This window comes from Candidatus Kurthia intestinigallinarum (genome assembly GCF_003991225.1).
In the GTDB taxonomy this organism is placed as follows: domain Bacteria; phylum Bacillota; class Bacilli; order Bacillales_A; family Planococcaceae; genus Kurthia; species Kurthia populi.
Map to the genome: position 1 here is coordinate 1 of NZ_JTFC01000031.1, position 14,710 is coordinate 14,710.

A 14,710-nucleotide genomic window follows, 5' to 3' on the forward strand; every position below is an offset into this window, starting at 1 on the left:
ACATGGGTAGATCACCTGGTTTCGGGTCTACAACCACATACTCATTCGCCCTATTCAGACTCGCTTTCGCTACGGCTCCGCCTTATCAGCTTAACCTTGCATGGGATCGTAACTCGCCGGTTCATTCTACAAAAGGCACGCTATCACCCATTAACGGGCTCTAACTACTTGTAGGCACATGGTTTCAGGATCTCTTTCACTCCCCTTCCGGGGTGCTTTTCACCTTTCCCTCACGGTACTGGTTCACTATCGGTCACTAGAGAGTATTTAGCCTTGGGAGATGGTCCTCCCAGATTCCGACGGAATTTCACGTGTTCCGCCGTACTCAGGATCCACTCTGGAGGGAATGAACTTTCAACTACAGGACTGTTACCTTCTTTGGTGGGCCTTTCCATGCCGCTTCGCTTAACTCATTCCTTTGTAACTCCGTATAGAGTGTCCTACAACCCCAAGAAGCAAGCTTCTTGGTTTGGGCTCTTCCCGTTTCGCTCGCCGCTACTAAGGGAATCGAATTTTCTTTCTCTTCCTTCAGGTACTTAGATGTTTCAGTTCCCTGAGTCTGCCATCATCACGCTATGAATTCACGTGTAGATACTGTCCTATTAAAAACAGTGGGTTCCCCCATTCGGAAATCTCCGGATCAAAGCTCACTTACAGCTCCCCGAAGCATATCGGTGTTAGTGCCGTCCTTCATCGGCTTCTAGTGCCAAGGCATCCGCCATGCGCCCTTAATAACTTAACCTGTTTCATCATTATCTGCTACGCTACTCTGCCTCCATATCAGTTGTCCAAATACTCATGTACTGAAGTACACTCCGTTTTGTCCGCCCTCATGTCGTTGATTAGCTTGCATCTAATGCGAAATCAAACAATAAGTTATTAAGCCTAAAAAATTTAAAACTTAATAATTATAATAAAAATCTTTAAAAAGAAATTTGTTTGTTACTTTCAATGTCGTTTTATCCAGTTTTCAAAGAACAATGGTGCGCCCAGCAGAAGTCGAATCCACAACCTTCTGATCCGTAGTCAGACGCTCTATCCAATTGAGCTATGGGCGCAAATATAATATTTATTTTACTAATAAATGGTGCCGAGGGCCGGAATCGAACCGGCACGGTAGTCACCTACCGCAGGATTTTAAGTCCTGTGCGTCTGCCAGTTCCGCCACCCCGGCACATATGGAGCGGAAGACGAGGTTCGAACTCGCGACCCCCACCTTGGCAAGGTGATGTTCTACCACTGAACTACTTCCGCATGTGCTTGACTTATTTAAATATTCAAATGTTTTACGTCTTATTTCTTAAGAACATAAATTATTATATAGTGTACACAAACAAATTGCAATACTTTTCGCAAAAAAAATTGATTTGTTTTTAGCTTACAAAGCCCGTCATCGCGCGATTTCTAGTTAAAACAATAGTTCGCTATTTCGTTCATTCATTCTTCTTTAAAAACAAAAAAAATCCCACTGCATCGTAACAATACACTGAGATTTCTATGGTTTTCTTGCATAAAAATTACTCTTCTTTCTTATACGTAAGTTCTACAAATTGATTATAGTTTTGTGTTTGAATCAATTTCCAGTCACTCATCGGCACACGTTCTGAAAATAGTGGGATGCCTTCACCTAGTACAACGGGAGCAATCGTAAGAATCATTTCATCAACTAAATCGGCTTGTAAAAAGCTCTCTACTAACTTCGCCCCACCTGCTAGCCAAATATCACGCTCACTATCCTGCTGTATTTGTGTAACAAGTTCTGCTGGTGATTGCTGTGTAAATGTCACATTGGCATTGTTCATGCGCTCTTTCGAGGTCATCACATAGCAACGACGCTGCGCATACGGGAAAACGCGCGCATGTCGTAAAATCCAATCATATGTAAGACTCCCCATCACAACAGTTCCGATGGTTGAGTAAAAGGCGAGATAGCCATTATCGCCTTCGCCTTCTACCTTATTTAAAAAATCGATTGAGCCGTCTGGTGTTGAAATATAGCCATCTAAGCTCATCGCAATGTATAATTTTACGCGTTTCATTAAATCCCCCCTTTCCTCAGTGTAACAGATACCTTTTCTTTCCAAAAATAAAAACAATACGTTATGATAGATTCAGTGTACAAATTTATCTTTTTATAAGGGAGCGAGTATGTGTGTCAAAAACAATTGAATTAAATAATGGATTACTTATTCCGCGCGTAGGATATGGTACATTCCGCGTACCAGAAGGCGCTGATTTAGCTGCCGCCGTTAAAACAGCAATTAAAGAAGGCTATCGTTTAATCGATACAGCAGCGATTTATGAAAATGAAGCTTCAGTAGGTCAAGGGATTCGCGAAGCCATCGCTGAAGGACTTGTCACACGTGAAGAATTATTCATCACATCAAAAGCATGGAATGACGGCATTTCATACGAAGAAACACTACAAGCATATGATGATGCACTCGCGCGTATGGAACTAGATTATTTAGATTTATACTTATTACACTGGCCAGGAACGAAAAACGATTTTATTCCACAGTGGGAGGCACTTGAAAAGATTTATGCAGATAAACGCGTAAAATCGATTGGTGTCAGCAACTTCCATGTACATCATTTAGAAAAATTACTAAAAGAGACAACGATTGTGCCTGCGGTGAATCAAATCGAATTAAACCCACTGCAAACGCAAAAACAAGTCCATGCCTTTTGTATTGAAAAAGGTATCCAAATTGAAGCGTGGTCACCACTAATGAATGCTGAAATTTTAGAGCACGCTACTTTAAAAACAATCGCATCAAAATACGGTAAGACCACTGCGCAAATTATTTTACGCTGGCAAACACAAACGGATATCGTAACCATTCCAAAATCAATGACATCTAGTCGTATTGCAGAAAATATCGCTATTTTTGATTTTGATTTAGATGGCGAAGATATTTTATTAATTGAAGCATTAAATGAAGATGGCCACTATGGTCCAGATCCAGAAGGCTTTGATTTCGGACGTTAATCTCGAACACTCACAACACAAAGAAGGAACCGCACCAAAGCGGTTCCTTCTTTTCTTGTTATTTCGTCTGTGCTAAGGCATGCTGCATAAGATTTTTCACGAGTTGTCCAAACTGTTCAAAGCGTGCATCTTGCGTCTGCCCATGACGATAGCGCGCGTAAATTTGTTGCCCAATGACCGCTAATTTAAAATAGGCAAAGGTTATATAGTAAGGCATCGCCGATACATCGCGTCCACTTTTTTCAGCATAGCGCGCAATCATTTCTTCGCGCGTATAAAATCCTGGGAGTACGGTAACGGGTGGTTTGCCGAGCATATATTTTAGCGTATCCTCATCCTGCTCGGTAACCCAGTAGCTCATCATAACACCTAAGTCCGCAAGCGGGTCCCCAACTGTCGTCATTTCCCAATCAAACAACCCTATAATGTCTGAGAAATCGTCATTGAACATGACATTATTCAATTTAAAGTCATAATGAATAATCGTCGCATCCGATGAATCGGGTATATGATTTTTAAGCCAAAGCGTTAATTCCTCCACTGCTTTAATATCATCGGTTTTTGCCTTATCATAGCGCGCAATCCAGCCATGCACTTGGCGCTCTAAAAACCCTTCTGCCTTCGTCATCTCATAAAGCGCTGTTTCCTTATAATCAATGGCATGCAGTGATACGAGCAAATCAAGCATTAATTCTGAAATGCGCTGACCAAGTAGTTCGTCATACGTGCCATCCATTTTTGTATCGAGCACGATGCCACGCTTTCTTTCCATTAAAAAGAATGGTGCACCGAGGACAGCTGTATCCTCACAATAAAGAAGCGGTGTCGGCACTTGTTTCAAATGTGGCTGTAGCATCGATAAAATCGTATATTCACGCGCCATATCATGTGCTTTTGGTGCAACAGGGCCAAGTGGTGGACGACGTAGTACATACTCTCCCCCTTCAAATGTGAGTGCATACGTTAAATTCGATGCACCGGCGCCGAATTGTTCATATGTTCGTAACCGCCCAAGCGCTGGCTTATGCTGTTGAATAAATGCTTCTAATTTTACTATGTCGAGCTCTTCTCCTGTGCGTACATCAATCGTATCTTTCATGGCCTTTCCTCCATTCCATCTAACAATAATGTGACATAATAATCAGCTAAATCTTGCGGTGCCATCTCGCCATCTGGCTGATACCATTGATAGCTATAATTGGTCATACCTAAAATCGCAAACGCCGTCATATCCGGGCGCAATGTGTAACGAAATGTGTGATTCTCTACACCATTGGCAATGACTTGCTCGAGTACGATGCGAAACTGACGTCGCTTATCACGAATACGTGCCCCGTTCGTCTCATCAAGATGCCGAATTTCGCGAAAAAAGACGCGACCTTGTTGCCCATGTGTTTGAATATCTTCTATTAATAGCTGCACAATATGGCGTAATTGTGTACGCACATCTTTTGTCTGCGCTAAAACCCGCTGCTGCCTATCGAGTAGCGAATCAATATAGCTTTCATGAATTGTCATTAAAAGCGCTTCTTTTGTTGGAAAGTAATAATAGAAGGTTCCCTTTGTCACACCGAGTGCTTCGACGATGTCTTGCAAGGATGTATTCGTAAAACCACGTTGTTCAAATAAGCGCACACTTTCTGCCACAAGTTGTTCCTTCATCTAAACCCCTCCCTAATACGTGCTCATACCGCCATCAACTGGCAATATTGCGCCGGTAATATAGCTCGCTGCAGGTGATGCTAAGAAAATAGCCGCACCTTTTAAATCTTCCGCACCGCCTAAACGGCCAAGTGGTGTATGCCCTTCAATATACGATTGCCCGTGCTCAATAAGCGCCGTCGACATTTTTGTAGGGAAAAACCCTGGTGCAAGTGCATTGACACGAATATTGTAGCGCCCAAGCTTCACTGCTAAATCCTTTGTCATCGCAATAATGCCCGCCTTGCTCGCATTGTAGCCGACTGTTTCCATAAAAGGTGGTGTGCCGCCAAAACCTGCAATCGATGCAATATTTAAAATGACACCTTGCGCTTGCTTTTGCATAACCGTTGCTGCTGCCTGGCTCATTAAAAAGCTTCCCGTCATATTCGTGTCAACAACCTTATTCCAGGCTTCAAGTGGCATCTCTAAAAAAGAGGCTCCCCATGAGACACCGCTATTATTCACTAAAATATCGAGCTGACCAAACGCTTCAATTGTTTGCTCGACTGCCTCGCGCACGCTCGTAGCATCCGTCACGTCGCAGGCAAGTGCTAATACATTGACATCATATGTGCTACGCAACTGTGCCGCCATTTCCTCGCATGCCTCCTGCTTACGTGAGCATAAGACAAGATTTTGAATGCCCGCTTCCGCATAGCCCTGTGCAATTTGTGCGCCAAGTCCGCGGCCGCCACCTGTAATCATCGCTGTTTGCCCATCTAAACGAAACATCTCCATTTAGTTCACACTCGCTTTCTGTGTCGCATATTTTCGTAGCTCTAATTTTGCAATTTGCGCCTTATGCACTTCATCCGGACCATCTGCAAAGCGCAGTGTACGTGCCTGCACCCATAAAAAGGCAAGCGGTGTATCGTCACTAACGCCTTTCGCACCAAATGCTTGAATTGCTCGGTCAATCACATTCAAGGCCATTTGTGGCGCTACTGCCTTAATCATCGCTATTTCTTGTTTAGCCGCTTTATTGCCGACCGTATCCATCATATACGCCGCTTTTAATGTTAAAAGACGTGCCTGCTCAATCTCCATACGTGATTCCGCAATCCACGTTTGCACAATTCCCTGTGCTGCTAGCGGCTTGCCAAACGCCACACGCGCCTCAACACGCTTACACATTTCCTCAAGCGCTCGTTCTGCTGCCCCAATAAGACGCATACAATGATGAATTCGCCCAGGTCCAAGTCGTCCCTGCGCAATCGCAAAGCCCTTGCCTTCTTCCCAAATGACATTGCTAACGGGCACACGTACATTTGTATACGTGATTTCCGCATGCCCATGCGGTGCATCATCATAGCCAAATACTGGTAGCATACGCTCTATTTTCAATCCTGGTGTATCCATCGGCACTAAAATCATCGACTGCTGCTCATGACGCGGTGCATCCGGGTTGGTTTTGCCCATAACAATCGAAATCGTACAGCGCGGGTCCCCAGCACCAGAGCTCCACCATTTGCGCCCATTTATAACGTATTCATCGCCATCTCGTACGATGGACGCCTCGACGTTTGTCGCATCACTTGACGCAACATCTGGCTCTGTCATTGAAAAACAAGAACGAATTGTGCCTTCTAATAACGGCTCAAGCCACTGCTTTTTTTGTTGCTCGGTGCCATAACGCTCAAGCAGCTCCATATTACCGGTATCTGGCGCATTGCAGTTAAACACTTCAGGCGCTAAAGCAGAACGTCCCATAATTTCACAAAGTGGTGCATATTCTAAATTTGTTAACCCGGCTCCGTATGTACTATCCGGCAAAAATAAATTCCATAATCCAGCTTCTTTTGCACGTTGCATCAATTCTAATTTAATTGGTGGAATTGCACCAAAACGGTCTTTTTGTGCGGCAAGCTGTTCCTCATACAGTGTTTCATTCGGATAAATAAACTCCTCCATAAACTGTGTTACACGTGCCTGTAATGCTTGTACTTTCTCTGAATACATAAACTCCATTAAAAGCCCTCCTTTTACATACTAACCGGTAGGTATGTTTACAATGAGTATACTTCCATTAATTAGAAAATTCAATCATTTTCTATTTCAGACACGTTTTTTCGCAATTAAAAAAGGAATTGCTTTCGCAACCCCTTACGTTAAATCAATATCCATCTTATCGGATAGCCACGCAATGCCGATTAATACAACACCTGTTACAACAATTGCTTGTAGGCGTGGATCTGATTTTAATGTTTCAAGCATAGTTATCACCTCTTACTTAAACTGTTCCCATTTTACGGAGCGATCAATCACTTTTTTTAGACTCCTGCTTCATTTCTTTTTTTTCAAATGTTAATACAGCAGAGCCTATTAATAAAAGCATCGATAACATCGCTCCTGTTCCGACTACCAAATAAATCATCGTAAACACTTTGGAAAAACCTGTAGATGGCGAGAGTCCCGTATTAAGACCTGTTGGCATTAATGTCGTAAAAGCAAAGTAAAATGAATCGAGAAAACGCCAGTTCTCTACTTGATGATAAAATAATGTACCCGATAGCAAAATAAACCCTAAGGTCGTCAGTACAGACCAAAATAACTTGCGGCGCATCATATGTAAAATCGCTTTAAATAAGCGAAGCGAGGTCAATAGAAATGATACCATAGCACACTCGGCCTCCTTTCCTTTCAATCATTAGTTTACCTTAATTCTCTATTTTTCTCTACAAAAAAAGAGATGAAGCCATTGCTTCATCTCTTATACATAAAATTAGAATTTTACAACGTTTTCAGCTTGTGGGCCACGAGCGCCGTCAGTTACTTCAAATTCTACTTTTTGACCTTCGTCTAAAGATTTGAATCCTTCGCCTTGGATTGCTGAGAAGTGTACGAATACGTCGTTTTCGCCTTCTACTTCGATGAAGCCAAAACCTTTTTCTGCGTTAAACCATTTAACTGTACCTTGTTTCATGTGAAAAAACCTCCAAAAATATAAAAAAATTAATACGCAAATCTTGATTTACATATTATAAAAGGTAGCATAGATGCTGCCCTTTATAATAAATAAATAAGGGAGTAAAGCGGAAGCTTCCTCCCTTAAAATAGTTAAGAACTAAAGTTTTACAACGTTTTCAGCTTGTGGGCCACGAGCGCCATCAGTTACTTCAAATTCTACTTTTTGACCTTCGTCTAAAGATTTGAATCCTTCGCCTTGGATTGCTGAGAAGTGTACGAATACGTCGTTTTCGCCTTCTACTTCGATGAAGCCAAAACCTTTTTCTGCGTTAAACCATTTAACTGTACCTTGTTTCATGTGAAAAAACCTCCAAAAATAAAATGAACAAACAAAAAATGAAATCTACGCAAAACAAAAATTCACATATTACATAAAGTACCGTTGAAGACAAGCCGATCACTTTTTGTAATATGTGAATGGAAGTTCGCGGTCAATCAGAATTTCATTTGTTGAAATAAGTATATCACGCTGATAGACGTTGTCAAATAAAATTCAAAATTTTCCTAAAAATATCAAAAATTATTGTTATGATTTTTGCCAAATAATGCCATGATATGTTTGGATGTCATCATCACATGATTCGCAAAAGGCAATTTCTTCTTCTGTCCAAAATGCCCAAAAACGTTCCTTACGATGCTCTTGATGCGGGTATTGTTCACTCATCGTTGCAAGTGCCTGCTTTAAAAAGCGCTCCGCCTCAAATTTATTAGCAAATTCTCGCTCGCGGACAATATGCTCTTCCCAGCCATCAAATTGCCACCATGGCTCGTAATCTGCTTTCATATAAATCACTTTATACATATTTCTCGTTCCTTTCATTCTTCAAAAAACAATACTATAGTACCAATAAAAGGGGTGTTTTATGGTAAAATAAATCTATAAATTATTTATTGGAGGAATTTTATGTTTTCTGCACTGCGACCAAAACTTGAATTACACCAGCTACTTGAACGTGGCACCGATATTCAAACACTTGAACGTTTTCAACAAACACTCGCCTTCAACCATTTTTCACACCATGATGAGGAAAACTTACAGGTTTTATACGCTCAATTACGTGACACAAAGCCATCCATGGACGAAATCTTCCGTTTATATTTAACAGAAATCGCACCAAATGACAAGGATATCATTTCGGATGAGGCCATTCATCACTATTTAACAAATTTTTTCTTACAACCACGCGATGAATTATATGTAGAAAATGTCTTACAGTTCTTTTATCAATTCCGTCACTATAAATACGAGCCTGGACGAACAATTGTGGTCTTTAATCAATTTACTTTTTATATTACTACACATATATTGTATAACTTTGGCTTTAAACCTGCCAAAGCATTCGACTTGATGCGCTCGTTTCAGGCTGCCATGAACATCGACCAGGAAATGCTATTTGAGTCGATTACAGAGCGCATGCTCGAACATTCCATCACCGAAGTTGGGCATTTAATGGATACCGCCTCACAAATTGTTTATATGAAAGATTTAGCGCTTCATTTAGACCGACAGGCAGCGGAAATACAGTCCTCAACTGCTAGCACAGAGCAGGTCAGTGCATCGATTACAGAAGTTGCCTTCACGACTTCAACGATTGCCGAGAAAACCGAAAGCTCACGCCAAAAAGCACAGCATTCAAAAGATACTATTGGCGATGCCTTAACGAAAATTTTCGATACCGAAAAAACCTTTACCGCCATCGTGCAGTCATTCGAACAGTTGCAACAGCGTGTTGATAAAATCGAAAATGTCGTAACGCTTGTACATGATATTGCCGACCAGACCAACTTACTCGCACTCAATGCCTCAATTGAAGCGGCAAGAGCCGGAGAACACGGCAAAGGTTTTGCCGTCGTCGCACAAGAAGTTCGTAAGCTCGCGGAAAATACAGTCAATGCCTTAACTGGTGTTTCGGATAATGTCGATCATCTTAAACGCTATGCGACCTCTGTTGCCGATTCCATTGCTGAAACGACCTGCATTATTACAAACGCTACTGCAGAGGCAAAAGGTTCCCTGCCCCTACTCACCGATATTGTTAATACGATTGAAACAATCAATGAGGATGTGCGGACGACAGCCGCTATTTGTGCAGAGCAGTCGATGGCTGTCGATGACATGTCACAGCGTATGATGGAAATCAATCAATTGCAACAAGACATTCGCCATCTTGGTCAACTGACGTCAAAAGGGGTTTACAAACTGAATCAAGACATCAATGCATTCCGTCTACATATTGTTTCCGACAACAACATTCCATTATCAAGCTATGCCCTTTTACAATTATCAAAAGCAGACCATATTTTATGGAAATGGCGTGTATACAATCTGTTTATCGGGCTTGAAACTATTCATCCAGATGAGGTATCTTCGCATGCGGATTGTCGACTTGGCAAATGGTACCGAGACCCTAAAACCATCGCGCGCTTCGGCGATGAAGCAAGCTATATCGCACTTGATGCCTATCATGCACAAGTTCATGAATCCGCTCGCCAGGCGGTTATCGAATTTAATAATCATCATATTTCGCGTGCTGAGCAACATTTACAAGCATTAGAACAGGCGTCTAGCCACGTACTGACGCATATTAATACGTTAATTGCGGGTATTGAAGCCAAGCGATTTACGATGTAATAAAAGGTGCGCCAATCTTTTTTTTTTGAAAAAATGAAACTTTCTTATATCCTATTCGTATATGTTATTACAATGTATTTCAACGAAAGAGGAGGATTCACATGCTCAATATAGGCCACCACTTTTTGCGTTACGCACTCGCCTTCGTAATCGGGCCAATTGTTACGGGCATTACATGGATGGGCTTCGGTCTACCATTTTTCATTAGTGTTTTTGCTGGGATTGTTGGTTTTGGCGTTACAGCCCTAGCAACAAAATTCTTTCAAAAACGTGCTATTCGCAAACAATTCAATTTAACAAAATCAGAATATAAATTAATCGATGAACAACTACAAGAAGCAACCGATACAACAGCTATGCTCGCTAGCTTATTTACAAAAGTCCGTTCGATTAAAGGCTTCCGCCAATTGTATGATATGAACAAAACCGCTAAGCGTATTGTCAATATCGTCAAAAAAAATCCGCTGAAATTTTATCAAGCGGAAACATTTTTCTACGCACACTTACCTTCTGTTGGAGAGCTTGCTGAAAAATACGTCACGTTATCACGTGAAAAAATCAAAGACCATGATGTGCAAATCGCGCTACGTCAAACGCAGCATGCTCTAGATGAATATAATCGCATGTTAGACGAGGATTTACGCGAAGTATTAGCAGACGATATTCAGTCGCTGAAAATGGAGCTTGATTTTGCGAGTATTACTGCAAAACGCTTCCACGAACGTGCCGATTCAGAGCCTGTTATGCCAACAAAAAAGCCGCAACAACTCGATGAAATGGACGAATTCGAAGCAGCACTACAAAAACCTGCCAAAGAACCTGTTTCACTTGAGAAAAAAGAGGAATTAGATAAGCAACAAGATATCCCGTTCCGCGAGCCAGAGCTTGTACCGTTAAAGCGTGTACAGGAGCAGCCGCGAACACGTATGGAACGTCGCCACTTTAATAATTAGGGAGAGATGATTTTATGACACAAAATGATAAATCGCTGGATGACTTATTAAAAGACCCCTTTACGATGGATCAATTACCACAGCAGCAACCGGTCGAAGCTGTACAGCCCGCAAAGCCCGTACGCGAAATGGACCGCTTAACACCTGAAGAACAGCAAAAAGCACACGAACTAGCGAAGCAAATTCCTATCGGACAAACGGAGGCCATTTTATCATACGGAGCAAATGCACAAGCTGCTCTATCATCTTTCTCTAATAAAATGCTCGACCATGTCCAAGCAAAAGACGTTGGTGAAGTCGGTTCGATTTTAACAGATTTAATGAATAAATTAAATCAATTAGACCCTGAAGATTTACGCGAAGAAAAACCAAAGGGCCTGAAAAAATTATTCCATAAAGTACAAAAATCAGTAAACGAAATGATGACAAAATATCAAAAACTAAGCACACAAATTGATCGCATTGGCGTACAGCTAGAACATTCAAAACGTGGTTTAGTAGATGACGTGCGCATGCTTGACCAATTGTATGACCAAAATAAAACCTATTTTGAGGCTTTAAATGTCTATATTGCAGCGGCAGAAATTAAGCGCGATGAAATCGTCAACGAAATTATCCCGGCAGCACATGCTGAAGCAGCAGCATCGAATGACCAAATGAAGGTGCAAGAAGTAAATGATTTAAACCAGTTTGTGGACCGGTTAGAAAAACGAATTTACGACTTGCAGTTATCACGTCAAATCACCTTGCAATCGGCTCCTCAAATTCGTATGATCCAATCAACGAACCAAGCGCTTGCTGAGAAAATCCAATCATCGATTATGACATCGATTCCATTATGGCGTAATCAAATTGCAATTGCCCTTACGTTAAATAATCAACGTAAAGCGGTAGAGGCACAAAAACAAGTGACGCAAACGACAAATGATTTATTATTACGCAACTCTGAAATGCTGCGTATGAATACGATTGAAACCGCACGCGAAAACGAACGCGGCATTGTCGAAATCGAAACATTAAAGAAAACACAGGACAATCTTGTGCAAACGATTGAAGAAACATTACAAATCCAAGCAGAGGGTCGTGAAAAACGTCGCGCCGCTGAAATTGAGCTTAGTCAAATGGAACAGGATTTAAAACAACGTTTGCTACAACTACAGTACACAAAAAACGAACAGCAATATCGTTAATTCGTTAAGAAGCGAGTGAATTACTCGCTTCTTTTTTTATTGCTAATTTGCGCATCATCTACACAAAATAGTTGTTCAGAAATTACTCATTAGCTCAGAAAGCATCTTTTGGATACGACTTATTTTGAAATAAGTGTCAAAATAAAACCATCGTCCTATACATTTTTTTCATTTTTGTAAGCATCATGCAAAAGCTGTCAATAAAAACCATTATTTCGCGCCATATCGCAAAAATGTACAATAGCATAAGCAGCTACTCTGCCCGTTTTTTAAAGAAATCAGGCATTTTTCATCCTCTAGCGGTACAATAAAAGGAATTTTGGCGTTAGATAACGCTCATCATCTTAAAATAAATGACAATGTATACTAAAAAAGGCTTGGCATAGGTCGGCTTGAAAAATCTTCCCATTCTCGATCAAAAATGTCCCGTAAAGTGCGCAAAGCGGTCAAAAAACATCCCGTAGAGCACCATAAATAGCCTCTTTTTTAAAGAAATCAGGACAAAACTTACTACATATCGTCAGTATTTTTTGTATGTATTTATTTTTTTATAATAAAAAGGCATATCGTTACTACAGTTGCAGGTCTATTCACTTAGAGCTGTCACATATTCAAAAATATGTCGTATCTAAAAGACGCTTTCTGAGGTAATTCGCGATTTCATTTCACGATATTAAAAAAGCCGCTCCCATATTAGGAACGGCTTCTAAATTAACGAATCGTTAATTTTGTCATGTAATAACGACCATTGATATTTTTCACCGTATACTCAGATACTTGGTGAATATTTTTTGCGGCTTCTCCGGCTTTTTGTACGACATAATCTTCATTTACCGTCGCAATAAATTCCGTGCTGCTTAACTTATTAATTGATGCAATTTGATAATTTCGTAAATCAACTTGCGTCCCTTTTTCTTGTAGCCCTCTAACGTAATTCGTTTGACTGCTTAAAAATTCTGTTCCTGGTGCGATAACTTCACTTAAGCTATTGGCATCACCATTCACATAATAGACAAAATAAGCATCTAGTAACGTGTTCATTTCGGCTTTAACATCTGCTGTATTGTTGTCTGCTGTAGTATCTTCTTCAGGTTGCTGAGGCGTAGCAGCTTGCTCTTTTTTACCATAGTCTTCAAAAATAAGCTCTGTTGATGTCGTCGAATTAACCTTAATCGTTTTCGACGTATATTCTTTTCCGTCTTCTTCAAATTTCGCTTGTAAATCAAAGGCGCTATTACGGGGCACTACTAGTTGATTATCTTCGATTAATACATCTGCTTTGTCGCCGTTCACATAAAACGTTAAATCCTTGTCCTCATAGGTGCTCGGAATAGAGACAGGTGAGAATAACTCCATTTCGGTCGGCCATTCATTCGTATAGTCATTATACACTGCACCTGTAAACACTTTTTCAACTTGACCGTACGGCGAATCCCAAATAATTGTATAATCATATTCACCTGGTAATAATTTTTGCTCCCATGTATCTGCACTTCTACCGAGCTCATCTTCCTTCCCATCAAATTTGATTTTTAGGTTTTCTTGCTCTGTCGGTACTGTGACAGTTGCAGAAGTTGGCTCGATCGCATAATTTGTAAACAAGCCCCATTTTTTCGTTTTAAGTAACGTTAGTTTATTTTGCCCTGAATTAAAGGCCAAATCACTTGTTGTGGCATTGTCTTGCTCCATTTTCTCAAAAGCATTGATAGTCTCAGTTGCTAGCTGTGCGCTATTTTCCTCTTCAATCATCTTACCAAATGCTTTCTTTTCAATAGCTGAATAATCATCCATTGATACTACCGATAAAAAGTCGCTTGCTTTACCTGTTTCTGATGCCTTATCAAGCTGTTTGAGTACGCTTGATTTATTCCCGACTGTAAAGAATAAAATGGCAAAAGCGATGACGCATAACGCGATAATACTACCTACAATAAATAAGGGCTTTTTCGATGATTTCTTCTTGATTGGTGTCACCGTTTTTTTCTCTAAACGTGACGCTGTTTTAGGTGCTTCTGCTGACGTCTTTGTTAGCGTGATTGATGATGCTGCGCCCTCTACATGTGTTGGATTTTTAGGAATTTCTTCTTTAGGCAACGGTTTGCCACAGGTTGAACAAAAATTATTTGTTACTTTGTTTTCCGCACGACAATCCGGATTGCCACAAATTTTTACTTGTTTCATTGTATCCACCTTTTACGTTTATTTTAAATAATTGACGTTTGTCTTCCTATGTATAACATGCTCGGTTGTTTACTATCTAAACGAGCATACT

The 14,710-nt window shown here is 40.7% G+C and carries 14 protein-coding genes, 3 tRNA genes and 1 rRNA gene; 4 read left to right on the forward strand and 14 right to left on the reverse strand.

The window, feature by feature from the left end; all coding sequences use genetic code 11:
• The 5 genes from QI30_RS08555 to QI30_RS08575 form a co-directional block, all read right to left on the reverse strand.
• Positions 1-742 (reverse strand): 23S ribosomal RNA (locus tag QI30_RS08555); the annotation flags it as partial.
• Between the two features lie 239 nt (positions 743-981).
• A tRNA-Arg gene (locus QI30_RS08560) sits at positions 982-1,058 on the reverse strand.
• Between the two features lie 27 nt (positions 1,059-1,085).
• Positions 1,086-1,174: transfer RNA gene (locus QI30_RS08565), tRNA-Leu, on the reverse strand.
• A gap of 5 nt (positions 1,175-1,179) precedes the next feature.
• Positions 1,180-1,254, reverse strand: a tRNA-Gly gene (locus QI30_RS08570).
• Between the two features lie 263 nt (positions 1,255-1,517).
• Entirely contained in the window at positions 1,518-2,039 is a 522-nt protein-coding gene (locus QI30_RS08575; RefSeq protein WP_126990521.1) for a dihydrofolate reductase family protein, read from the reverse strand.
• Positions 2,040-2,152: 113 nt separating this feature from the next.
• Between QI30_RS08575 and QI30_RS08580 the strand changes: the two genes are divergently transcribed.
• Positions 2,153-2,992: an aldo/keto reductase gene (locus QI30_RS08580; protein WP_126990522.1), complete on the forward strand. Its 840-nt coding sequence runs from the start codon at positions 2,153-2,155 to the stop codon at positions 2,990-2,992.
• Between the two features lie 58 nt (positions 2,993-3,050).
• Here QI30_RS08580 and QI30_RS08585 read toward each other — a convergent pair whose 3' ends face one another.
• The 8 genes from QI30_RS08585 to QI30_RS08620 all read right to left on the reverse strand — a co-directional run bounded on the left by QI30_RS08585 (position 3,051) and on the right by QI30_RS08620 (position 8,465).
• Positions 3,051-4,091, reverse strand: coding sequence for a phosphotransferase family protein (locus QI30_RS08585; protein ID WP_126990523.1), 1,041 nt, complete (start codon positions 4,089-4,091; stop codon positions 3,051-3,053).
• Complete coding sequence (locus QI30_RS08590; RefSeq protein WP_126990524.1) at positions 4,088-4,654, reverse strand: TetR/AcrR family transcriptional regulator; 567 nt, start codon at positions 4,652-4,654, stop codon at positions 4,088-4,090. The genes QI30_RS08585 and QI30_RS08590 overlap by 4 nt, the downstream gene beginning before the upstream one ends.
• 12 nt (positions 4,655-4,666) lie before the next feature.
• Positions 4,667-5,434: a glucose 1-dehydrogenase gene (locus tag QI30_RS08595; RefSeq protein ID WP_126990525.1), complete on the reverse strand. Its 768-nt coding sequence runs from the start codon at positions 5,432-5,434 to the stop codon at positions 4,667-4,669.
• Positions 5,435-6,664: an acyl-CoA dehydrogenase gene (locus tag QI30_RS08600; RefSeq protein ID WP_126990526.1), complete on the reverse strand. Its 1,230-nt coding sequence runs from the start codon at positions 6,662-6,664 to the stop codon at positions 5,435-5,437. It abuts the gene before it with no gap.
• Between the two features lie 289 nt (positions 6,665-6,953).
• A complete protein-coding gene (locus QI30_RS08605) occupies positions 6,954-7,313 on the reverse strand; it encodes a potassium channel family protein (RefSeq protein WP_126990527.1) in 360 nt (119 codons plus the stop codon).
• A gap of 105 nt (positions 7,314-7,418) precedes the next feature.
• Positions 7,419-7,619, reverse strand: a complete 201-nt coding sequence (locus tag QI30_RS08610; RefSeq protein ID WP_020189813.1) for a cold-shock protein — start codon at positions 7,617-7,619, stop codon at positions 7,419-7,421.
• 141 nt (positions 7,620-7,760) lie between these two features.
• A complete protein-coding gene (locus QI30_RS08615; RefSeq protein WP_126990528.1) occupies positions 7,761-7,961 on the reverse strand; it encodes a cold-shock protein in 201 nt (66 codons plus the stop codon).
• 228 nt (positions 7,962-8,189) lie between these two features.
• Positions 8,190-8,465 carry a DUF1033 family protein gene (locus QI30_RS08620; protein ID WP_020189812.1) on the reverse strand — a complete coding sequence of 92 codons (276 nt, stop codon included), beginning with the start codon at positions 8,463-8,465 and terminating at the stop codon, positions 8,190-8,192.
• Positions 8,466-8,567: 102 nt separating this feature from the next.
• Between QI30_RS08620 and QI30_RS08625 the strand changes: the two genes are divergently transcribed.
• From QI30_RS08625 to QI30_RS08635, 3 genes are all read left to right on the forward strand, one after another.
• Complete coding sequence (locus QI30_RS08625) at positions 8,568-10,295, forward strand: methyl-accepting chemotaxis protein (protein WP_126990529.1); 1,728 nt, start codon at positions 8,568-8,570, stop codon at positions 10,293-10,295.
• Between the two features lie 101 nt (positions 10,296-10,396).
• A complete protein-coding gene (locus tag QI30_RS08630; protein ID WP_020189809.1) occupies positions 10,397-11,248 on the forward strand; it encodes a 5-bromo-4-chloroindolyl phosphate hydrolysis family protein in 852 nt (283 codons plus the stop codon).
• A 14-nt stretch (positions 11,249-11,262) separates the two neighbouring features.
• Entirely contained in the window at positions 11,263-12,438 is a 1,176-nt protein-coding gene (locus tag QI30_RS08635) for a toxic anion resistance protein (RefSeq protein WP_020189808.1), read from the forward strand.
• 711 nt (positions 12,439-13,149) lie between these two features.
• On the opposite strand, the gene QI30_RS08640 is transcribed toward QI30_RS08635, so the two are convergent.
• Positions 13,150-14,619, reverse strand: coding sequence for a TcaA NTF2-like domain-containing protein (locus QI30_RS08640; RefSeq protein WP_126990530.1), 1,470 nt, complete (start codon positions 14,617-14,619; stop codon positions 13,150-13,152).
• Between the last annotated feature and the right edge of the window lie 91 nt (positions 14,620-14,710).